This is a genomic window from Tistrella bauzanensis, assembly GCF_014636235.1.
Classification (GTDB): domain Bacteria; phylum Pseudomonadota; class Alphaproteobacteria; order Tistrellales; family Tistrellaceae; genus Tistrella; species Tistrella bauzanensis.
On record NZ_BMDZ01000002.1, the window covers coordinates 154931 to 174962 of the forward strand.

The 20032-nt window shown below is 66.8% G+C and carries 21 protein-coding genes; 7 read left to right on the forward strand and 14 right to left on the reverse strand.

What is annotated here, in order from left to right; translation table 11 throughout:
• Positions 1-20: 20 nt before the first annotated feature.
• Complete coding sequence (gene fliP / locus IEW15_RS01840; RefSeq protein WP_188574442.1) at positions 21-806, forward strand: flagellar type III secretion system pore protein FliP; 786 nt, start codon at positions 21-23, stop codon at positions 804-806.
• 127 nt (positions 807-933) lie between these two features.
• Positions 934-1626 carry a hypothetical protein gene (locus IEW15_RS01845; RefSeq protein ID WP_188574283.1) on the forward strand — a complete coding sequence of 231 codons (693 nt, stop codon included), beginning with the start codon at positions 934-936 and terminating at the stop codon, positions 1624-1626.
• A gap of 25 nt (positions 1627-1651) precedes the next feature.
• On the opposite strand, the gene IEW15_RS01850 is transcribed toward IEW15_RS01845, so the two are convergent.
• Together IEW15_RS01850 and IEW15_RS01855 are read right to left on the reverse strand one after the other, a co-directional pair.
• The gene (locus tag IEW15_RS01850; RefSeq protein WP_188574285.1) at positions 1652-2401 is read right to left on the reverse strand and encodes a YkgJ family cysteine cluster protein; all 750 of its coding nucleotides are present in this window, start codon (positions 2399-2401) and stop codon (positions 1652-1654) included.
• A gap of 108 nt (positions 2402-2509) precedes the next feature.
• Positions 2510-3427, reverse strand: coding sequence for a LysR family transcriptional regulator (locus tag IEW15_RS01855; RefSeq protein ID WP_188574287.1), 918 nt, complete (start codon positions 3425-3427; stop codon positions 2510-2512).
• Positions 3428-3663: 236 nt separating this feature from the next.
• Between IEW15_RS01855 and IEW15_RS01860 the strand changes: the two genes are divergently transcribed.
• Positions 3664-4503, forward strand: coding sequence for a DMT family transporter (locus IEW15_RS01860; RefSeq protein ID WP_188574289.1), 840 nt, complete (start codon positions 3664-3666; stop codon positions 4501-4503).
• Positions 4504-4509: 6 nt separating this feature from the next.
• Here the strand turns inward: IEW15_RS01860 and IEW15_RS01865 are convergent, their stop codons facing one another.
• The 12 genes from IEW15_RS01865 to IEW15_RS01920 form a co-directional block, all read right to left on the reverse strand.
• Positions 4510-4791, reverse strand: coding sequence for a hypothetical protein (locus IEW15_RS01865; protein ID WP_188574290.1), 282 nt, complete (start codon positions 4789-4791; stop codon positions 4510-4512).
• Between the two features lie 31 nt (positions 4792-4822).
• Positions 4823-5650 (reverse strand): TrmH family RNA methyltransferase, encoded by an 828-nt coding sequence (locus tag IEW15_RS01870; RefSeq protein ID WP_188574292.1) that lies wholly within the window; start codon positions 5648-5650, stop codon positions 4823-4825.
• A 1-nt stretch (position 5651) separates the two neighbouring features.
• Positions 5652-6596, reverse strand: a complete 945-nt coding sequence (locus tag IEW15_RS01875) for a class I SAM-dependent methyltransferase (RefSeq protein WP_188574443.1) — start codon at positions 6594-6596, stop codon at positions 5652-5654.
• Positions 6597-6906: 310 nt separating this feature from the next.
• Positions 6907-10074: a tetratricopeptide repeat protein gene (locus tag IEW15_RS26275; protein ID WP_188574294.1), complete on the reverse strand. Its 3168-nt coding sequence runs from the start codon at positions 10072-10074 to the stop codon at positions 6907-6909.
• A gap of 29 nt (positions 10075-10103) precedes the next feature.
• The gene (locus tag IEW15_RS01885; RefSeq protein ID WP_188574296.1) at positions 10104-10868 is read right to left on the reverse strand and encodes an OmpA/MotB family protein; all 765 of its coding nucleotides are present in this window, start codon (positions 10866-10868) and stop codon (positions 10104-10106) included.
• 14 nt (positions 10869-10882) lie between these two features.
• Positions 10883-11557 carry a hypothetical protein gene (locus IEW15_RS01890; protein ID WP_188574298.1) on the reverse strand — a complete coding sequence of 225 codons (675 nt, stop codon included), beginning with the start codon at positions 11555-11557 and terminating at the stop codon, positions 10883-10885.
• 98 nt (positions 11558-11655) lie between these two features.
• Positions 11656-12321 (reverse strand): chemotaxis protein CheZ, encoded by a 666-nt coding sequence (locus tag IEW15_RS01895; protein WP_188574301.1) that lies wholly within the window; start codon positions 12319-12321, stop codon positions 11656-11658.
• Between the two features lie 112 nt (positions 12322-12433).
• Complete coding sequence (locus tag IEW15_RS01900; RefSeq protein ID WP_188574305.1) at positions 12434-12820, reverse strand: response regulator; 387 nt, start codon at positions 12818-12820, stop codon at positions 12434-12436.
• A gap of 23 nt (positions 12821-12843) precedes the next feature.
• A complete protein-coding gene (locus tag IEW15_RS01905; RefSeq protein ID WP_188574307.1) occupies positions 12844-13785 on the reverse strand; it encodes a MotE family protein in 942 nt (313 codons plus the stop codon).
• The gene (locus tag IEW15_RS01910) at positions 13785-14372 is read right to left on the reverse strand and encodes a DUF6468 domain-containing protein (protein ID WP_188574309.1); all 588 of its coding nucleotides are present in this window, start codon (positions 14370-14372) and stop codon (positions 13785-13787) included. Before IEW15_RS01910 ends, IEW15_RS01905 begins: the two co-directional genes overlap by 1 nt.
• Positions 14369-15475, reverse strand: a complete 1107-nt coding sequence (fliM, locus tag IEW15_RS01915) for a flagellar motor switch protein FliM (protein ID WP_188574311.1) — start codon at positions 15473-15475, stop codon at positions 14369-14371. Before fliM ends, IEW15_RS01910 begins: the two co-directional genes overlap by 4 nt.
• Before the next feature lie 56 nt (positions 15476-15531).
• Entirely contained in the window at positions 15532-16089 is a 558-nt protein-coding gene (locus IEW15_RS01920; protein ID WP_188574312.1) for a flagellar basal body-associated FliL family protein, read from the reverse strand.
• A 432-nt stretch (positions 16090-16521) separates the two neighbouring features.
• Between IEW15_RS01920 and flgF the strand changes: the two genes are divergently transcribed.
• From flgF to flgH, 4 genes are all read left to right on the forward strand, one after another.
• Complete coding sequence (gene flgF / locus IEW15_RS01925) at positions 16522-17241, forward strand: flagellar basal-body rod protein FlgF (protein WP_188574315.1); 720 nt, start codon at positions 16522-16524, stop codon at positions 17239-17241.
• 38 nt (positions 17242-17279) lie between these two features.
• Positions 17280-18065 carry a flagellar basal-body rod protein FlgG gene (flgG, locus tag IEW15_RS01930; RefSeq protein WP_188574317.1) on the forward strand — a complete coding sequence of 262 codons (786 nt, stop codon included), beginning with the start codon at positions 17280-17282 and terminating at the stop codon, positions 18063-18065.
• Positions 18066-18161: 96 nt separating this feature from the next.
• Entirely contained in the window at positions 18162-19154 is a 993-nt protein-coding gene (flgA, locus tag IEW15_RS01935) for a flagellar basal body P-ring formation chaperone FlgA (RefSeq protein ID WP_188574319.1), read from the forward strand.
• A 158-nt stretch (positions 19155-19312) separates the two neighbouring features.
• Positions 19313-20023, forward strand: a complete 711-nt coding sequence (flgH, locus tag IEW15_RS01940) for a flagellar basal body L-ring protein FlgH (protein WP_188574446.1) — start codon at positions 19313-19315, stop codon at positions 20021-20023.
• The last annotated feature ends 9 nt before the right edge of the window (positions 20024-20032 follow it).

A 20032-nucleotide genomic window follows, 5' to 3' on the forward strand; every position in this document is an offset into this window, starting at 1 on the left:
TGCGGCATCCGCCGCGGCCGATGCCGATCAAGGGCCGGACCACCGGCCTGACAGCCCGTGCGTGGCGTCTGTCGGGCATTCTGGGCATCGTTCTGCTGACGGTGACGGTGCCGGCCATTCCGGCACTGGCTCAATCGGTCACGCTCGACATGGGCGCCGAGGATCCGGGCGGCTTCACCGGTCGGATCATTCAGCTGGTCACCCTGGTGACCGTGCTGTCCCTGGCGCCGGGGCTGCTGGTGGCTGTGACCTCGTTTACCCGGATCGTGGTGGTGCTTTCGCTGTTGCGCAGCGCGCTTGGCGTGCAGCAGACACCGCCCAACGCGGTGCTGATCGGGCTTGCCATCTTCCTCACCGGTTTCGTGATGACACCGACCTTCGATCGGGCATGGACCGAAGGCGTGGCACCGCTGCTTGCCGAGGACATCTCCGAGGAAGAAGCCTTCCCCCTCATTTCGACGCCATTTCGCGATTTCATGACCGCCCATGTGGGCGAACAGGAATTGACCGCCTTTGTCGAAATGGCAGCGCTGACGCCTGAACCAACCACTGTGGAAGACGTCCCGCTTCAGGTTCTGATTCCGGCTTTTATGGTCAGCGAGTTGCGGCGCGCGTTCGAAATCGGCTTTCTGGTCTTTCTTCCGTTTCTGATCATCGACATGCTGGTCGCATCGCTGCTGATGTCGATGGGCATGATGATGCTGCCGCCGGTGATGATCTCTCTCCCCTTCAAGCTGATCTTTTTCGTCCTCATCGATGGCTGGTCGATGATCTCAAGCAGCCTCGTGCGCAGTTTCGGTGGCTGAACGCTAACAATACCGTCCCCATCTGCGCCATATCTGCCGGTCCCCCTGAACAGGCGGCATACTTTCATCATTTCGATGCTATGCTGCACTGCGATATGTCTTCGGGGGAACGGCGACGATGGCTTGGATGTCCACATCCCATATCCGCAACGTCCGGCAGAGCGGCGACAGGGTTCCGCTCTGCGCCCTGGCTGTCATGACGCTGGCCGCCTGTGTCGCGGACGGGCCGCCTTCGGTGGTGACAGCATCCGGCACCGCAACGGCGCCGACCACCATGGCGGTCGCACCGGCTGCAAAGCCCCCGCAGCATCCGGTCGCCATCGCCCTGTCCGATACGGCCAACCGCTTCGCCGATGGGGGTGTGCGCATGCGGCTGACCCCGCGTCCCGACGGCACCGGCCAGCTCTCGCTCGACATGTGGGCTGTCCCCAGATTGTTCGGCGCCTATGCGCAGACCAATGTCGTGGTCCTGCTGGTTGGAGAGGATGGGCGGATCACCGGAGAAAAGGCGCAGCGCTGCACCAAGATCCAGCGTGGCCTGACAGCCTCCGGCAGCTATGATTGCGCCGTCGAGGCCAGCTTCAGTGTCAGCCAGATGATGCCGGCCGATCATGTATTCGTACTGAACCGGCTGTGCAGCTGGCAGACCCTGAGCGGTGAGGTCCGTCAGGCATCACCCTGCGCCGGCCAGGGAGACACGGTCGATCTGGTCCGACAGTTCATCAGCACCGACCTGCCGACTGTGCTTGGCAGCACCGCGCTCGCAAGCGGAGGCGAGATGGCGATCGGGAATAACTGGCGCGGAAGGTCGCTGCGATAAGCAGGCAGGCAGGCGGGCCGTGCCGTCAGCGATCAGCCATACCCGCCTGCTGCCAGCGGCGCTCCAGATCCGGATCGTTCAGGATGGCCAGCAGAGCGACACACAGATCGGCCTGATCACCCGGCCGCCCCGTCGCCTCGGCCGCGTCCAGCAATGCAATGGTCGCTTCGGCAAAGAACCGGAAATGGCCGGGATCCTGCTCCACCGCCCCTGAGCCGGAGGTGGTCTCGAAAATCGCCGTCCGGCATCGTTCTGCGGACACCGACGTGAAGGCGCGGCACGACAACGGCCGCACGGCATACACCATGCAGGCATTGTCAGGCCCCAGCAGGGCGCAGGGTTGCCGGACCTGCGACGGATCCGCAGCGGCGTTCAGCGTCGCCACCGCCGCTTCCAGGCGCCGCATCAGCGCCGCGCGTTGGCCGGCATCGAAATGTTCGGTGATGTGGCGTGCGATCAGAAAGGCGGATTGCGGCGGTACATGCACCTGCAGGTGACAACACATGGCACATCCCGTCCGGCACGCCATGGCGCGCTGTCGCGGAAATGCGCTGTGCAGGGCCTGTGCCGCGCGTCCGGCGACAAGATTGGCCGCCGCCGCCGCAGCGGCCGGGTCCGCGGCAGTGACTGCGTGGGCGCGGACGGCTGCGCGAAGATCGGTGAACAATGCCTCGTAACGCGCCGCCATGGCACGGGTTTCCGCGCCCACGGCCTCAATCCGCCGGGCGCTCTCGTCGGCCGTCTGCTCGGCCGTCTCGCCGCGGCGCTCGTGCATCAGTCCCGCCTTGTCTGAAACATGCAGTACCCGGCAGTGTCGGTGCGGCATGCGCTCTGCGTCAACGCCCTTGATGGTCGCCAACCGGCCCGTGATGGCCAGGCGGGATCAGGCATCCGGTGCCGCGATCGCAGCCAGCGGCGCCAGCAAGGCGTGGCCGATCGCCGTGGACGCCGTCGCCTGAAGCCGCGCGCGCGGCAAAGGCGGTAGATCGAGTGCCGCCGGTGCCGTCGGCAGACCGTCATAGCGGCCGATGCCGGGAACCGCGCCGATGCCAAGCCCGGCGCTCAACGCCGCCATCAGCGAGCGAGCATCGGTCGCCTCGTGGGCCAGGCGCCATCGGCGACCGGCGCGGCCCAAAGCCGCGACGGCGGCAGCGCGAAACACGCAGGGCGCCCGAAACGCCACCACTGGCAAGGCAATGTCCGGATCGGCGACGAGCGCTGGCGCATCACCACGCCACAGCACCGGCACCGACCCTGCAGCACCGGTGTCCTGCCCGCGGGGGCCAGCGTCACCTGCACCAGCGCCCTCCATCCGGTCGTCCGCATCCTCGGTCAGCAGCATGAAGGCCAGGTCCAGTTGCCCGGCCGCAAGATCGGCCGTGATCTGGGCGGTGGCACCGATGCGCAGGTCCAGGGCAAGCCCCGGCCGCAGGCGTCCGGCTTCGGCCACCAACCGACCCAGAACCGCGTCACTCGCATGCTGATGCATGCCAAGCCGGAGCACGGCAGCCACGGGCGCCGCGCCGGTCAGATCGGCCACCATACGATCATGCATGCCGATCAGCCGCCGCGCCTGACCGGCCAGCCGCTCCCCCGCCTCGGTCGGGCGCGGCGCCTGGGCCCGGCCCGGGGCTGCGCGTTCGATCAACCTGCAGCCAAGCAGATCCTCCAGCCGGCGGATCTGCTGGCTGACCGCGGGTTGGGTTCGGCCGATCACCGCCGCGGCCCGTGCGAAACCACCTTCGTCGAGCACCGCCAGAAAGCTGCGCAACAGCACGATGTCGACATCCGGCCGGGCCATCGGCGGCTCCTGAAAGCTATAAGCATTGGTGATAGGGTGGATCAGACCTTTCGATTTGGCAAGAACTTGGGTCAGGAACCACACTCCCGGGGTCAGCCACCGCCGCCACGACCGCGCGGCCCCCGGAGACCCGCACCATGTCCGTGTGTCCATCCCGTCCCGCACCAACATCTCTGCCCGCCTCCGCCCTCGCCGCCGATGCCGGGGCACCACCGGCCGCACCCGGCCGGCAGCTGATGCCGGGGGCATTCGTGCTGCTGTGGAGCACTGGCTATATCGGCGGCGCCATCGCCCTCGGCGGCATCGAGCCGCTGACCATGAGCGTGCTGCGCTTCGCCATCGCCACAGCGCTGATGGCGGCAATCGCCTGGGGCACCGGGGCGATCCGGCCTGTACGGCGCGGGCTGATCGTCCATGCGGCGATCACCGGCATGCTGATGCACGGTCTGCAATTCGGCGGGCTGTACAGCGGCATGGCGGCCGGCGTTTCCGCCGGGGCGGCGGCGCTGATCATCGGCCTGATGCCGGTGGTGGTGACGGTGCTGGCCGGGCCGATGCTGAACGAATGGCCCCGGCCCCGGCATCTGGCGGGGCTGGGCCTGGGCATCGCCGGCGTGGCGCTGGTGGTGGGGCCACGGCTGGCGGGCGGTGTCGGCGGCCCGGCCGTCGGTTATGGCCTGGTGGTGCTGGGCCTGCTGGGCCTCAGCCTGGGCACGGTGTGGCAGAAGCGGTTCTGTGCCGGGCTGGATCTCCGGCTCGCGGGGACCGTACAGACCGCAGCCGGCGGTCTGGTGCTGGTGCCGGCGGCGCTGCTGCTGGAAACCGGCCATGTGCTGTGGAGCGGCGAGGTCGCGGCCGCGGTGCTGTGGCTGGCGGTGGTGAACTCGATCGGCGCCATTGCCCTGCTGGGCCTGCTGATGCGCCAGGGCACCGCCGCGCGCGCCGCCGGCCTGTTCTTTCTGGTGCCGTCCGCCACCGCCGTGATGGCCTGGATCGTGCTGGGTCAGCCGATCACGCCGCTGATGCTGGCGGGCATGGCGCTGTCCGCGGCCGGCGTCAGGCTGGGGCGGCGTTGACGCGGATCAGCCCATCCGGGGAATGGTGAACAGCGGGTCAGTGCTCAGGGTCAGCGGCTCGGTGATCAGATCGGCCAGGGCCAGCACCCACGCCCGGTCGAGAACCAGCCGGCCGCCCCGGTCGTGCAGAACACCGGCATCGATGAGGGCCGCGATGGTGGCCGCGGGGTCAATCCCGGCCCGAGGCGCCGCCCCGGCGGCACCAGCCGCCCCTGTATGGCGCAGAAGGTCGAGCGCGCCGGGCAGGCCCAGCGCCGCAAATGCAGCCGATGCGTCATGCGTCGCCATCCTCTCCTCCCTCTCAAGCCCCGCCTTCTGGTCAAGCCTCGCGCAGCGGATGACGGCCGCGAACCACCTCATAGAGCATGATACCGGTCGACACCGCCAGGTTCAGGCTGTCGGCCCGGCCCAGCATCGGGATCTTCACGGTCTGGTCGCAGGCCGCGACCATCTCGGGCGGCAGGCCGGATTGTTCATTGCCCATCATCACCAGCATAGGCGGGCGATAATCCACCGTCCGGTAATCGACCGCCGCAGTCAGCGCCGTGCCGACCACCCGACCGGTCCAGTCCCGCCGCCAATCGAGAAAGCCGGCCTTCGTTGTCCGCACGATCCGGTTCACGAACAGCGATCCCATGGTGGCACGTACGGCCTCCACCGACCAGGGGTCGCAGGTGTCGCCCACCAGAACGACGCCATCGCCGCCCACCGCGTCGAGCGTGCGCAGGACCGTCCCCAGATTGCCAGGATCCTTGATGCCCTCCAGCACCACCCACAGCGCGCCGGGGGCCGGTGTCACCGCATCCAGGCCGTGATCACGCCTGTGGAAGGCGCCGATCACGGTTTGCGGATTGTCGCGCCGGGCGATCTTAATCATCACCTCCGGCGTCACCTCCAGCGCCCGGGCGCCGGTGCCGGCAATCAGCCGGGCCAGCCTGCGCCCCGGCGGCAGGTCGCGCAGCCGCTCGACGAAGACCAGTTCGTCCAGGTGGAAGCCCAGTTCCACCCCTTCGATCACCGCTCGCAACCCTTCCACCAGGAACAGGCCGCTCGCCTCGCGGTTCTTCTTCAGATGCAGGCCGGCCAGCCGCTTCACCGCCGGATTGGACAGGCTGCTGACCGGTTTCGCGTCGAAGCTGTCGGACATGTCAGGCACCTCGCGCAGGGTCGGGTGATGCGGCGGCAATCGCTGGATCGGTCGCCAGCGCCCGATCCGACATCCAGCGGGCAAACAGGGCGGTGGGCAGCACCCGGCCGGCCGATAATTCGGCGGTGGCGATCTCGCCACAAAACACCCTGCCCCCCAGCCGCGCCATATGCTCGCCCATCAGCCCGGCCAGGGCTGCGGAAGACAGACGGGTGGCATAGGCAGTCAGGATCACGAACAGGGCGTCGGGTGCCGTCACTGCCGCGACATCGGCCAGGATCGGCGGCAGGTCGTCGAACAGTTTCCACACCTCGCCCTTGGGACCGCGGCCGAATTTGGGCGGATCCAGCAGGATCGCGTCATAACGGTTGCCGCGCCGCACCTCCCGGGCCAGAAATTTCCGCGCATCTTCCACCAGCCAGCGCACCGGCAGGTGATCGAGGCCCGCCGCCGACTGGTTTTCGCGTGCCTGCATCACCGCCTTCTTCGAGGCATCGACATGCACCACCTCGGCACCGGCAGCCGCGGCGACCAGCGATGCCACACCGGTATAGCCGAACAGGTTCAGCAGCCGCGGCGGCGGCCCGCCCTCGGCCACCCGCGCCTTCAATCGCGGCAGCATCCAGCCCCATTGCGTCGCCTGCTCCGGAAAGAAGCCCAGATGCCGGAACGGCGTGAACCGGCCCAGGAAGCCGACCCCCTGAAAGCGCATCGGCCAGGTCTCGGGCATGTCGCGGCGGGCGAAATCCCAGCGGCCGCCATCGTCGTCGGATGCCTTGTCGGCATCGAACATCGCATCGGCACGGTCCCATTCGGCTGCGGTCAGTGCCGGCGACCACATCGCCTGTGGCTCGGGCCGGATCACGGTCATCCGGCCGGCACGCTCCAGCTTGCGACCATGGCCGCTGTCGAGCAGCGCGTAATCGCCCCAGCCCTCGGTGATCATCAGCTCGGGAACGGGCCAGATGGCGCGATGGCTGGGCGTGTTGGGCGGGGTGGTGGATCTGGTGGTCAAGGTACCGACAAGGCTCCGGAGGCGGCAAAGGGGTTAGAGCAGATCCCGATCAGGTGGTTCCACCTGATCGGGTGAAGATGCTCGATAAACGAATAACTTAGAGCGATTTCCGTGAACCAGATGACGCGACAATGGCTCTAGCTGCCGGATGGCGATCGATGCAGCGGCCGGCATCCTAGCCGAATGCACCGCCACCGCAAGGCCATGGCCGCACCGGCCTGCCACGGCCGGGGCGCACCGATCAGTTGATCGTGCTCAGGCGCTGGGTCGCGACCTGCTGGCGATAGGCGGCCAGGAAGCTCTCATAACTGCCAATCTGGCCCAGCGCCGACCTGAAATCGGCGCTTTCCGGCCGGGCAATCGGGTCGGTGACGAAGCGGAAGGCGCCGGCAACGGCGGTATTGGACATGCGCTCCCCCATCTGGCGGCGCAGATCGCGGCGCAGCGCGTCGTTTCCGGCCAGCACCGCCGCGATCGCGGCCTTCAGGGTTTCACGTGCGGCCACGTCGTCGACCCGGGCCGCCGGATTGGCGATCAGCGGCTCGATGACCCGGCGATAGGCGTCGGCGGCGGCGGCCCAGTTCTCCTGGGTCCAGGCGAACTCGGCGCGCAGCCGTCGTGCTTCGGCGCCATCATCGCCCTGTATCGCCGCGCGCGCGCCATCGAATTCACCCAGATCTGCCAGGGCACGCGCTTCAAGGCGCTGGCGCTGGTTGATAAGGGCCGGGGTCATCTCGGCGGTGACACTGTCCTGAAGGGCCTGACGGGCACCGGCCGGGTCGCCATCAAGCAGCCGGATCAGCGCCAGACGCGCACCGACCCGCGAGCGATCGGCGCCGCTCAGACGGAAGGCGACCTGATGGCGCAGCAGTTCGGACGCCTCATCCAGCAGATCCACGGCCGCCAGCTTGTCGGCCATGATCCGGATCATTTCGTCGCCGCGCTCCCCAACCGGGGTCAGTTCGCGATAGTCATAGAACAGCGCCAGGGCATCGAGCGGCGCCAGCTTCGATGATCCGCCCTCAACGAACAGCCACACGAAGGTATCGCTCATGCGTCTGGCCAGTTCCGCCGATTGCGGCGCGTCCGGATAATAGGTCACCGCCTCTTTCCAGGCGCCGAGCGCGCCGTGATAGTTGCCGGCCTTCTCGCGCATCTCGCCCAGAATCTTGAGCATGTTCATCTCGATCTGGTCGCCACGCCAGTCGAAACGCAGCTTGTCGATCGCCGCCGCGCCATCGGCCGGCTTCATGCTGCCGGTCTCGACCGCCGTCTCGATCTGCGCCAGCCTCGCCAGCACCGAAACCTTGCGGTCGACACCGGCATCTGCGATCGCCCGCCAACGGTCGATCGCAATATCCGCATTGCCCTCCACCTTGTCGGCCAGCGCCGACAGATATTCGACCATCGCCGCCTGTTTGGGATCGAGGCTCATCTGCGTCAGGTTGTCGATCATGGCGCGCCCGGCTTCCAGGCGGCCACTCGCCAGGGTGGAATGGCCGATGCTGATCAGCATCTGCGCCCGCAGCGGTGTCGGGAAATCGATCGGCACATTGACGCCGCCTGAGGCGAATTCTCCCACGACGTTGTGACGTTCGCGGCCCGCGGCCACCGCGGCCCGCCACAGCGCATAGGCCGGATCCTGATCGAAACGCGCGTCGTTGAACGCGGTTTCAGCCTGATCGTAATGGCCCTGCATATAGGCCGCGGCCCCGGTCAGCGCCACGACGTCGACCCGGTCGGCGATCGCCGGTTCGCGAGACATCGCGGTTTCGACCACGCCCATCGCCTCGGCCGCGAAACCATTGGCCAGCAGAAACCGCGCCAGCGTCAGCCGCGGCCCGGTGCGCAGGGGTGGCGCCACCGACACGACCGCCTGCTGCAAAGCCTGCCGGGTTTCCGCGATCAGTTCGGGCGAGCGGACCCAGCGGGCGAAATCGAACGGGTCACGGCCGCCGATGGCCATTTCGGTCAGCAGACGGGTTGCCTCGGTCTCGGCCAGCACCGGTGCCAATGGCGATGGCGGCAGAGCCGCGGGCGCCAGCGCATCGGCGGAAATCGCCAGACCGCCGCCGCCGCCGATTTCCACGCCACCGCGACGACTGGCCACCGGCAGGGCATCGGGGCGGGGGCGGATCGCCACCCCTTGAGCGGTTTCCAGCAGGTCGAACGGCACGAACTGCCGGCCGGGAACGACGCCCCGCGACGAGCCACGGATCGGTACCACGATCATCCGGATGCCGGATATGGGGTCGATGGCATTGATGGCGGCGGCGCCGTCACTGCCCTCGATGACCAGCCCGCCCGATGCGCCGCCGGTCATGATCAGCGGCTGGTCGGGCAATGGTGCATCTTCCAGCAGCCGGACGCGCCAGGTGTTCTCATCGCGCCGCACATGCGGCCGCAGGCCCGGCCGGGTGTCCAGCCGCAGCAGCAGCGACCGGTCGGGATTGTCGACCACCATCACCCGCTGGATCTGCCCGGCCGATCCGCCGGTCAGATCGGCGGTGGCGACATTGGCCGGCCGGTCGAAGGCGATCCAGGTGACATCGCCCCAATGGAACACCGCCGCCGCCGGCGCCGTGCCGGCCCAGGCGAAATCGATCAGCACGCCGCGATCGGTGGGGCTGGTGGTGATGGTGACACCGGTGCTTTCGTCGCCGCCGCCATCGCCCGCCACCTGACCAGGAACATAGGGGCCAGGAACGGTGGAGCCAGGAACGGGGGGCTCGGAGGCAGGGGAACCGGATGCGGGCGGTGGTGCCGCCGGCGGCACCGGCGGTGGCAGATCCAGCGGCTGGGCGGGGCCACCGGGCGTGGTCGCGATCTGAACGGGTGGCGCCGGCTCGGCCGGCAAGGGCTCAGGCGCCGCCTGCGCCGGCCGGCCCACCAGTTGCGCCAGATCGGCGATCGGCGCCTGCCCTGCCGCCCGTGCGGCCGCATCGGCCGGTTCGTAGATGTCGATCACCACCCGGTTGCCGACGTAGAAATGCCTGATGCGGGCATCCGCCTTCACCGTGAAGCCGGCGGCGGTGCGATTATCCCCGGTCTCGACGGCGGCCGCGGCGACGTAACGGCCCAACCGCACCGGCACGTTGCTGACATCGATGGTCACCGGCTGGTCGAAGCGGATGGTCAGGGCATTGCCATCGACATTCACCTCATAGCCGACCCGGCCGGTCCAGTCGAAGACGATGCGGCCAAAGGTGGGGTGCAGCCCGGTCCGCACCCGGATATCCGGCAGGGACCGCACTGTCTGCGCCGGCGGGGCTTGATCTCCCTGAAGCTGCCCGCCCTGGGCCTGTGGTGTCAATGTCTGCTGGGCGTCGGCCCGCGGCATCAGGCCGACCGACAGCAGGATGGTGGCGGAAAAGGCCATCACCAGCCAGGCCGCGGATCTCCGCCGCACCTCTTGCCTGCCGCCTCCCTTCAGATCACTCACGATCCGAAGCCCTCCGCTTCCGGCTCATCGATCACCACGTCCACGCGGCGGCTTCTTGCGTAACGCTGGTCGCGCGGCAGCCGGATATCCACATCGTCGAACCGCGACGACCCGTGACCATAGGTCGCTATGGTCCTCGTGTAGCCGCTCTGGCGCAAGACCCGTGCGACAGTGGCGGCACGATCGATCGACAACTCCCAGTTCGACGGATAGCGGTCGGTCTCGATCCGCACCGGATCGGTATGTCCTTCCACCGTGATCCGGTTGGCGAAAACCGACAGGCTCTCGCCCAGAAGGATCAGGCTGCGGCGCCCGGCCGGCAACAGCGCGGCACTGCCTGGCGCGAACAGGGTGTCGGCCGGCAGCGACAGCGTCACCCGGCCATTGGCGTGGACCAGTTCCAGATCGTTGATCTTCTCAGGCGCCGGCAACTGGGCGAGCTTGGCGCCGATGATCCGGCGCAGATAATCCAGGTCGACGGCACGCGGGATCAGCACGCTCGGCATGTCGACGGATGCCGATGGCTGCGGGGCCGGCACAGACTGGGTCAGGTTCAAGCGTGCGCCGAGTGAATTGGCCACCTCGCGGAACCGGTCATCCTGGAGCGACGACATGGCGAACAGCATGACGAAGAAGGTCAGCAGCAGCGACACCAGATCGGCGAAGGTGTACATCCAGTCCGCTTTTGCCGGCGCGCCGTGGATCGGGGCGTCGTCATCATCCTCGATGGGAGGGGCGTCGATCGGGCGGGCGGGCGTCATGCGCTGCGGCTGCTTCATCGGCCGCGACCGGCGTCAATCGGGACCGTACCGATCTGCGGCGGGCTGCCCATGCGGAATTCAATCACCAGATCGTTGCCGGACTGGTCGCCGATGCCGGTTGCTATCAATCGCTCAGGCACGCCATGCGACACCACGGTCCGCGCCAGAACACCGGCGCGCAGAATGCCCATCCGCTCCTCGCCATCACTGGGCCCGCCGCCAAGGCCGATGCTGAACACCACCTCGCGGACCTCGGTCCCGCGTGTCACCAGCAGATCGGACACCCGGTCGAGCAGGCCGGTCACCTGCGGCAGCACCCGGGGTTCCCCTTCATAGAACACGTCGGCCATCGGCACGCGCACCTGAAGCACGTTGCCGTTGTCGAAAGACTGCACCCGCGCATGGGGGATCGCCGCCTGAAGCAGTTCGAACAGGGCATTCTGGAACGCTTCGGAAATGCTGCCCGGACCATACAGGATGGCCAGCGATTCAATCCGGCCTTCCGACTGGGTTTCCGTCGCGAAGGTGGATTGAAGGCTGTCGACGGTTGCCTTCACCCGATGGTCGCTGACATGGGAAATCACGTTCAGCATGATGAAGAACGACAACAGAATGAGGTAAAGCCCCAGATAAAGGGCGACGTTCGTGTCCGCATGCTTGCGCACCGGATGACGTCCCTCGTCCTGCATGGTGGCGCTCCCTCAGGCTGCGGTGGACAGATCCGGGCCGGCTGGCGGCCAGATGGCCGCGCGCCGGCATGTCCGGACAGTCTCAGTCGAAACAGGGCTCAGTCGAACAGGGCGTCGATATCCTCCTGGCGGATCGCATCGTCGTTCGAGGCCGGCCCCTCAAGGGTCTGGTCGTCATCGACGCGGGCCACGACATCCTTCCAGCTCTTGTGAGTCGGATCGTCGGACGCCTTGCCCGATGCCTGATCGACATCGCCGAAGATCGAGATCATCGCGTCGATCTTGACCTCGATATACTTCAAGGTCTTGACCACCTTGCCGATCCGCTGACCGGTGACGTCCTGGAAGTTGCACGCCTCGTAGATCCGGGTCACCTGATCGCGCATGCGGTCCGGCGCCTCGCCATGCAGGCCGTCGAGCGACGCTTCAATGGTCTCGACCGCGTCGAGGATGTTGCTGGTCGCGACCTCGGTGGCACCGATGATCGCGTCCAGCTCGTCGGTCGCCGACGGAATATGATCGGTGCGGATCTCGTGCGGGCTGAGTTCGGCAATCTCGGCCTTCGCGCGCTGGATATAAGTAGCAAGCTCGTTGAGCTCGCCATAGAGCTGCAATTCCTGGACGGTGATATCACCGTCCATAGTGCCAAGCAGCGCCTCGACCACCTCAGTCACCTCGGACAGGCGGACGTTGTCGCCCCGCTCGGCGCGCAACAGGTCGATACGCTGTTGCAGATCGGCACGCAGATTGCCTTTGACGTTCATCGCACGATGCTCCCGATGAGCCCGCGAAGGGCCGGCGGCGCCGGGATGCCAGCGGGGCGGTTCAAGCCGCACCCGGCACGATCCGGAGAGGTTGATACAGAAAACCGCGACGTCAGAAGGGACCGAGCACGCTCGTCAGCTTCATCTTCAAAGTCTCGGCATTGAACGGCTTGACGATATAGTTGTTCACACCCGCCTCCTTCGCCGCCAGCACGTTCTCGGTCTTGCTTTCGGCGGTAATCATGATGAAGGGGGTATCCTTCAACTTTACGTCCTTGCGCACTTCCTTCAGAAGCTGAAGCCCGGTCATCGGCTCCATATTCCAGTCGGAAATCACCAGACCATACTTCTTCTCGCGCAGCTTGCGCAGCGCCATGCCACCATCCGTCGCCTCGTCAACATTGTTGAACTCAAGCTGCTTCAGCAGGTTACGGATGATCCGAAGCATCGTCTTGTAGTCGTCGACGATCAGGATCGGCATGTTGAGGTCGACACTCATAGGGGTCCCACTCCGTTGGTTCTTCAGTTGCCAGTTCCGGGATCGGCCGGGTTCGCGAGTGCCCCGTCCTCCGCTGCGCCTTCGGCACCGGGCGGCAGCTTGCGCCGCTCGGCGAGTTGAGTCGTCACCGCCCGTGCCCTGACCGGGTCCATCTGCGCCAGGATCGGGGCGGTCCGCCGTTCCTTCATGCGCTCGACCACCTGCATCAGCACCGGCATGTCGAGCCCCTGAAAGATCCGGGCGGCATCTTCAGGTTCCATCACTTCATAGATCTTCACGAGACGCTGATATTCAGCTTCCTCGGCCGCGCCCACTTTGCCCAGCAGGTTTTCGACCTCGGTCTGCATGCTGCGCAGTTGCGCGATCTTTTCGTCGATCCGCGTCTCCATCGCCGCCAGCAGACGTTCACGTTCATCGACCGAGGTCTCGCGGGTGTCAAGCTCCCGGCGACGCTCGGACAGGCGCTGCAGCACCGCCACCTCGCCGCGTGTCAGTTTGCTGATGTCGATCGGCTGGTCACGCTCATCCTGCGGCGGCATGTCCGGGGCCCGGAACTGGCCACGGTCCAACGGCCGGTCGACCGGTGGCTGGGCGGCACTGACCGCAGCCGGCTCGGCTCCCGCCGCCGCATCGGCCTCGGGCGTGCCCGGCTTGGCATCGGGCGGTGTCGGCGCCACGGCCTGTGCCTCGGCCGGCGCGCCACCGACGTCAATGGTCAACGCCGGATCCTGAGCGTCGAACATGTCGACCACCCGCACCGACAGCATCAGTGCCGCCACGAAGATCGTGGCCGGCAGCAGCCGCAGCCCAAGCGGACCGGTCCGGCGGTGGACCGTCGAGACGCTGACCAGGGGACGGGCGGCAGCCGCGGCCTGCCGCGCTTGGCCCTGTGCGGCCTGCGGCGCCGGCTGTGCGGCAGCCAGCCGCTTGCGGCCACGCCTGACGATCGAAAATCCGGAGGCCATCAGTCACCCCCTTTCAGCATACGCAGGATCGCGGCCGTGGTTTCGGCGCGGCTGCGTGGTGCCCGTCCCGCCGGTGCCTCGGCGGCCGGTGGATGACGTTCGGCCTTCAATGGCTGGTCGTCATCCTCGTCGTAATAATCGGCCGGCGCCGGCTGCTGGGCGCCGCGACCGCCGGATGCCGCACCGTCGGCGCCGTTCCGCCGGGCCGTCACCGGCGCCTGTGCCGGCATGGCCTGCTGCTGGCGCGCCACGGTCTCGGCCCGCGCGACACGAACGCTCGCTTCCAGTCGATCGGCCAGTTTGGTGCCATGATCGATCATGAACGCCAGGTCTTCACGCAGCACCTGCGCCTCGTTCAGACGCGGCCCCATCTCTTCGGCGGCACCGCTGCTGGCAACCTTCAGGTCGGCGATGCCGGCCTCGGCGCGCCGCGTCGCCTCGACGAAGCTGTCGATCAGCCGGGGCAGTTCGCTCTGTGCGGCGCGCAGGTCGCCCAGGCGGCGATGCAGCGCCACGCAATAGCCGATCGTGGCGCCCAGAAGCACCACCAGCGTCACATCAAGGATCAGGCCCAGGCTGAAGGTCATCGCGTCATCTTCGACTTGCGGACGCTGTCCTTGAGCTGGACGGCGATATTGTCCATCACCCGCCCCAGCCGGCCGCGCGCCAGCGGCACGCTGCCACAGCGCATCAGCACATCGGACTGGGGACGTGCATTCAGCTTCAGCGTCGTGCCCACCTTGAACCGCATGACTTCGCCGAGGGTCAGGGTCTGTTCGTCGAGCAGAGCCTCGACAGTCACGTTCGTATACCACAGCTCCTGCGCCAGATGCGTCTCCCAGATCGTGTCACGGCCGAACTTCTCGCCCATGAACATCTGCAGCAGCAGTTCCCGGACCGGCTCCAGGGTCGCATAGGGCATCAGGATTTCCAGGCGGCCGCCACGGTCGTCCATATCCACCCGGAAGCGGGCGACGATCGCCGCATTGGCCGCACGCGCGATCGTGGCGAAGCGCGGGTTGGTTTCAAGCCGTTCGAACTTCATGTTCACCGGGCTCAACGGGTCGAAGGCCGCCGACAGATCGTTCAGCACCACCCGGATCATCTGTTCGACCAGATTGCGCTCGATCGTGGTATAGGGCCGGCCTTCGATCCGCATGATGGTGGTGCCGCGACGCCCGCCCAGCAGCACGTCCACGATCGAGTAGATCAGCGAGCTGTCGACTGTGACCAGCCCGTAATTGTCCCATTCCTCCGCCTTGAACACCGCGATCATCGCCGGCAGCGGAATCGAATTCAGATAGTCGCCGAAACGGATCGACGTCGTGCTGTCGAGCGACACCTCGACATTGTCCGAGGTGAAGTTACGCATCGAGGTGGTCATCTGCCGCTGCAGGCGGTCGAACACCACTTCCAGCATCGGCAGGCGTTCATACGACACCAGCGAGCTGTTGATGATCGCCCGGATGCCGGAGCGTTCCTCATCGCCCTCGTCGCCCTGGTCGAATCCCAGAAGGCTGTCGATCTCGTCCTGGCTGAGCGCACGCGTGCCCTCTTCGGCGAAGAGCGCATCGACATCGCCCTGCCCGCCTTCGCCGGCACCAGCCTCATCGGCCGCCATCATCGCTTCCCATTCGGCAGCGATGGCGTCGTCGTCGGGACTGCCGTCTTCGTCGTTCGGATCGGCCATGGACGCAACTCCTGTCAAACCCGGATGAGGTGCCGTCACCGGCACCCCGTCCGGATTTACTGGACGAGCATTTCGCGGAACAACACGTCGTTGACCGCAACGGGCTGTGCCGCGACATTCACACGGTCCAGCAATTCCTCCCGCAAGCGATAAATGCCGGCAGATCCGCTCAGATCCTCCACCCGCATCTCACGCAGATAGACCTGAAAGCTGTCGACGATACGCGGCATCACCTTCTCGATCAGGGCTACATCTTCCTGCTTCTGAAGCTCCAGCGATACCTTCAGCTTCAGAAAGCTGACCCGCTTGCCACCGGTGTTCAGATTTACCAACATTTCGGGCAGGTCGAAATACACGGCCGTCAGCGGGTCGCGGGCCTTCGCCGCGCCTGGCGCCGCCCCGCTGCCATGACCGCCGGCACCCTGGCCGCCACCGGCGGCGGCCTCTCCCTCGGCATGCTCCTCGCCGCCACCGATCATGCCGGTCAGGAAAGCCGCAGCCCCGCCGCCGCCGATCAGCAGCAACGGCAGTACAATCAGAAGGATCAGCTTCATGCCACCCTTCTTCTTGCCACCGTTTTCAGCGCCGTCCGCGCCGAGTGCTTCGTCTGCCATGGTTTTCCGTTCCCGCTGTCTGCCAGTACATGTGATCTGCAGGCTTGCTCGCCCGGTGGTCCCGTCCCGCGGGCTGCTCACCTCATCACCTTAAAGGACATCGTCCATTCGGATGAGGGCTGCAACCCCTGCCGTATCGGCCCGGTACCGGAACCTGCCGGGCGTGCAGATGTCATACCCGATCAGCCGTACCCTAATCGCAACACGGTTAACAAGCTCTTGCACTGCACCCAGGACCGGCAATTTTTTCCGATCCGATGCCCGGCCGACCACCCCGGCCCGGCCGGCATTGCCGGGCAGGCATGGCAACCGGCCCCACACGGAATATAATGTCCTTATATTTCAATTCAGTAACTTGTTGGCACGAGGCCTGCATGGAGGGAGGCGACCCGCCGCACGCCGGCATGACACCGTGTTCGAGGCCTCATCCCCATGCAGAACACCAGCTATATCGCCCTGTCACGTCAGATGACGATGGCCCGCGAACTGGAGTTGGTGGCCAACAACATCGCCAATGCCGAAACCACCGCCTATCGCGGCGAGCGGATGATGTTCACCGACTTCCTGCACGACCCCGACAACGCCCCCCAGACCCATTTCGCCCGGGACGTCGCCGTGGTCCGCAATCTGGCGCAGGGCCGGCCGATCGAGACCGGGGCGCCGCTCGACGTCATGATCGACGGCGACGGCTATTTCCAGGTCGAGACCCCGTTCGGCCCCCGCTACACCCGCAACGGCAAGTTCAGCACCGATGCGGACGGCCGGCTGATCACCACCACCGGCGATCCGGTGATGGCGGCGGGTGGCGGAACCATCACCGTGCCGCTCAATCAGGGACCGATCCAGGTCGGCACCGATGGCACGGTCGCCACAGATGCGGGGCCCCTCGCCCAGATCGCGCTGATGCGCTTCGACAGCGACTTCCAGCTCCGCAAGACCCAGTCCGGGCTGTATGCGACCGATGCCCAGCCCCAGGAGGTCGAGGAGCCGAAGCTGGTGCAGGGCATGGTTGAAGGATCGAACGTCCAGCCGGTGGTCGAGATGACCCGGATGATGTCTCTGCTCCGCGCGTTCGAATCGGCGCAGAAGGTCATCGACACCGAACATGAAAACCAGCGTCGCGCCGTCGAGCGCATCCTCCGCCAGGCATGAGCCGGCTCTAGACCAGCAGAGACAGAGAGGCCACCCGGATGAGATCGCTCAGCATTGCCGCCACTGGCATGGTTGCCCAGCAGACCAATGTCGACGTGATCGCGAACAACATCGCGAACATGAATACCGCGGGCTACAAGGTCCGCCGTCCCGAGTTCCAGGATCTGCTCTATCAGAACCAGCGTCGCATCGGCTCGGCCTCGTCGGATGTCGGCACCATCGTGCCGTCGGGCGTTCAGATCGGGCTGGGTGTCCGCACCGCCTCGGTCTATCGCATCACCCTGCAGGGACCGCTGGAAGTGACCGACAACCCGCTTGATCTGGCGATCCAGGGCGACGGCTATTTCCGGGTGGCGCTGCCCAATGGCGACGACGCCTATACCCGCGCCGGCACGTTCCAGCTGTCGCCACAGGGCACCATCGTCACCGCCGACGGTTTCACCGTTCAGCCGCAGATCGTCGTGCCGGCGGAAGCCACCGAGATTTCCATCAACCCCACCGGCGAAGTCCAGGTGAAGCTGGCCGGTCAGGTCGACCCGCAGAATGTGGGTCAGCTGGAACTGACCATCTTCCCGAACGAAGGCGGCATGGAAGCGCTGGGCAACAACCTGTTCGCGCAGACCCCGTCTTCGGGCGAACCGGCAAACGCGGTGCCCGGCACTGCGGGCTATGGCACCTTGCTGCAGGGTTATGTCGAGCGCTCGAACGTCGATCCGGTGAAGGAAATCACCAACCTGATCACCGCCCAGCGCGCCTATGAGATGAATTCCAAGGTCATCACCGCCTCGGACGAGATGTACTCGACCGTCACCCAGCTGCGCTGATCGCCTGCCGCCGCCCATCCCTGAGCCGGCCCTCCCCTGAGCCGGCCATCCTTAAGCCCACCTGTCAGATCCTTCGTCATTCGGAGCCGCAAGCCCATGACCCGCCATCCGATCCGCCTCACCCGTCATCTTCGCGCGGCCACGCTGGGCCTGCTGCTCGCCGGTGTTGCCGTGGTCCCTGCCATGGCCGGTGTCGTCCTGCGCGCATCGTCCGATGTCGGCGCCGCCCAGGTCACGCTCGGCGATCTGTTCAACGGCCTGCCCGCCGACACGGCGGCACTGATCGCCTTTCCGGCCCCGGCACCGGGCGAGACCATGACCATCAATGCCCGTCAGCTGGACGGCATGGCCCGCCGGGCAGAAATTGCCTGGCAGCCATCGACCGGTGTCGAGGAGGTCGTGGTGTCGCGCCGTGGCGTGCGGGTGCCGCGTGAACAGATCGACGCCCTGATCACCGACGCGCTGGAACGCGCGCCGGGCACGGGCAACTCAGCCAGCTTCCGCCTGGACTATACCGGCCGCGCCCCCGAAATCGTGGTGGCCGAGACGGTGATGCCGCGGCCGCGGGTGGTGGACTTCATCCATGACAGCCGCACTGAACGCTTCTCGGCCCGCATCGAGGTCGATCAGGGCGAGGGGCTGGCACCGCTGGTGGTGGTCTGTGCAGGCCGTGCGACCGCGGTGGTCGACGTGCCGGTGCTGCGCGAGCGGCTGGCCAGCGGCAGCGTGATCGGCCCCAACGACATCGACCTGATCTCGGTCGAACGCCGCCGGCTCAACAACCAGCAGGTCACCGACCCCAACCAGTTGATCGGGCAGGCTCTGCGTCGCCCGGGATATCCAGGCCGGCCGCTGATGGCACGCGATGTCGGCACGCCCGAGGTTATCCGCAAGGGTACGATGGTGACGATGATCTTCCGGCGCGGCGGGCTGGTCCTGACCGCGCAGGGCGAGGCCCTGGACTCGGCCGGTGAAGGCGAGACGGTCCGGGTGCTGAATGCCCGCAGCCGCAACACGGTTTATGGCGTGGTCGCCCCCGACGGAACGGTGGAGGTCGGCGACGCCGGCCCCAGCATCGCCCGTAATTGACCATGGCCCCGCAATCCGCCGCATTTGAGGACGCAACGACAATGACGGCTCGCCCCGCATCCAGCAGCACCCGGTCCGCTTCTTCCCCTTCGGCAACCCCGGTTCGGGCCGGCGCACGGCGCGCCCGCAAGGCGCTGGGCCATGTGGCCGCGATCGGTATGGCCATCAGCCTGGCCGCCTGCGGTGCCGGCGACCGGCTGGCCAATATCGGCAAGGCGCCCGACCTGTCGGCGATCAACAACCCGGTCGAGTCGCCCGACTACAAGCCGGTGTCGATGCCGATGCCGCCGGCGCGCCCGGAAACCCGTGCCCCGGCCTCGCTGTGGCGCGCAGGCGCCCGCGCCTTCTTCGACGATCAGCGTGCCAAGCAGGTTGGCGATATTCTGACCGTGAAGGTCACCATCAACGATCGTGCCCAGCTGAACAATCGCACCAACCGGTCGCGCCAGAACAGCGAGTCGATCGGGCTGGACGGCTTCTTCGGGCTGGAGAACCAGCTGGGCAAGGTGCTGGCCGAACCGATCGATCCGGGCAAGCTGGTCGATCTGGGCTCGGCCACCAGCAATGTCGGCCAGGGCGGCGTGCAGCGGACAGAGGCGGTGACCGTGTCGATTGCAGCCGTGGTCACCCAGATCCTGCCCAACGGCAATATGGTGATCAATGCCCGCCAGGAGATGCGGGTCAATTACGAGGTGCGCGAAATCCTGGTCGCGGGCGTGATCCGGCCCGAGGACATCGCCGGCGACAACAGCGTGCCGCATGACAAGATCGCCGAAGCCCGGATCGCCTATGGCGGCCGCGGCCAGATCACCGATTTCCAGCAGCCGCGCTATGGCAGCCAGGTGATGGACATCATCCTGCCGTTCTGACGCAGGCCG

What these genes read in the sequence shown, in the direction of transcription:
- fliP (WP_188574442.1), top strand. Translation starts at nt 21, where the DNA reads ATGCCGATCAAGGGCCGGACCACCGGCCTGACAGCCCGTGCGTGGCGT.
- IEW15_RS01845 (WP_188574283.1), top strand. Translation starts at nt 934, where the DNA reads ATGTCCACATCCCATATCCGCAACGTCCGGCAGAGCGGCGACAGGGTT.
- IEW15_RS01850 (WP_188574285.1), bottom strand. Translation starts at nt 2,401, where the DNA reads ATGCACGAGCGCCGCGGCGAGACGGCCGAGCAGACGGCCGACGAGAGC.
- IEW15_RS01855 (WP_188574287.1), bottom strand. Translation starts at nt 3,427, where the DNA reads ATGGCCCGGCCGGATGTCGACATCGTGCTGTTGCGCAGCTTTCTGGCG.
- IEW15_RS01860 (WP_188574289.1), top strand. Translation starts at nt 3,664, where the DNA reads ATGCCGGGGGCATTCGTGCTGCTGTGGAGCACTGGCTATATCGGCGGC.
- IEW15_RS01865 (WP_188574290.1), bottom strand. Translation starts at nt 4,791, where the DNA reads ATGGCGACGCATGACGCATCGGCTGCATTTGCGGCGCTGGGCCTGCCC.
- IEW15_RS01870 (WP_188574292.1), bottom strand. Translation starts at nt 5,650, where the DNA reads ATGTCCGACAGCTTCGACGCGAAACCGGTCAGCAGCCTGTCCAATCCG.
- IEW15_RS01875 (WP_188574443.1), bottom strand. Translation starts at nt 6,596, where the DNA reads ATGATCACCGAGGGCTGGGGCGATTACGCGCTGCTCGACAGCGGCCAT.
- IEW15_RS01885 (WP_188574296.1), bottom strand. Translation starts at nt 10,868, where the DNA reads ATGACGCCCGCCCGCCCGATCGACGCCCCTCCCATCGAGGATGATGAC.
- IEW15_RS01890 (WP_188574298.1), bottom strand. Translation starts at nt 11,557, where the DNA reads ATGCAGGACGAGGGACGTCATCCGGTGCGCAAGCATGCGGACACGAAC.
- IEW15_RS01895 (WP_188574301.1), bottom strand. Translation starts at nt 12,321, where the DNA reads ATGAACGTCAAAGGCAATCTGCGTGCCGATCTGCAACAGCGTATCGAC.
- IEW15_RS01900 (WP_188574305.1), bottom strand. Translation starts at nt 12,820, where the DNA reads ATGAGTGTCGACCTCAACATGCCGATCCTGATCGTCGACGACTACAAG.
- IEW15_RS01905 (WP_188574307.1), bottom strand. Translation starts at nt 13,785, where the DNA reads ATGGCCTCCGGATTTTCGATCGTCAGGCGTGGCCGCAAGCGGCTGGCT.
- IEW15_RS01910 (WP_188574309.1), bottom strand. Translation starts at nt 14,372, where the DNA reads ATGACCTTCAGCCTGGGCCTGATCCTTGATGTGACGCTGGTGGTGCTT.
- fliM (WP_188574311.1), bottom strand. Translation starts at nt 15,475, where the DNA reads ATGGCCGATCCGAACGACGAAGACGGCAGTCCCGACGACGACGCCATC.
- IEW15_RS01920 (WP_188574312.1), bottom strand. Translation starts at nt 16,089, where the DNA reads ATGGCAGACGAAGCACTCGGCGCGGACGGCGCTGAAAACGGTGGCAAG.
- flgF (WP_188574315.1), top strand. Translation starts at nt 16,522, where the DNA reads ATGCAGAACACCAGCTATATCGCCCTGTCACGTCAGATGACGATGGCC.
- flgG (WP_188574317.1), top strand. Translation starts at nt 17,280, where the DNA reads ATGAGATCGCTCAGCATTGCCGCCACTGGCATGGTTGCCCAGCAGACC.
- flgA (WP_188574319.1), top strand. Translation starts at nt 18,162, where the DNA reads ATGACCCGCCATCCGATCCGCCTCACCCGTCATCTTCGCGCGGCCACG.
- flgH (WP_188574446.1), top strand. Translation starts at nt 19,313, where the DNA reads ATGGCCATCAGCCTGGCCGCCTGCGGTGCCGGCGACCGGCTGGCCAAT.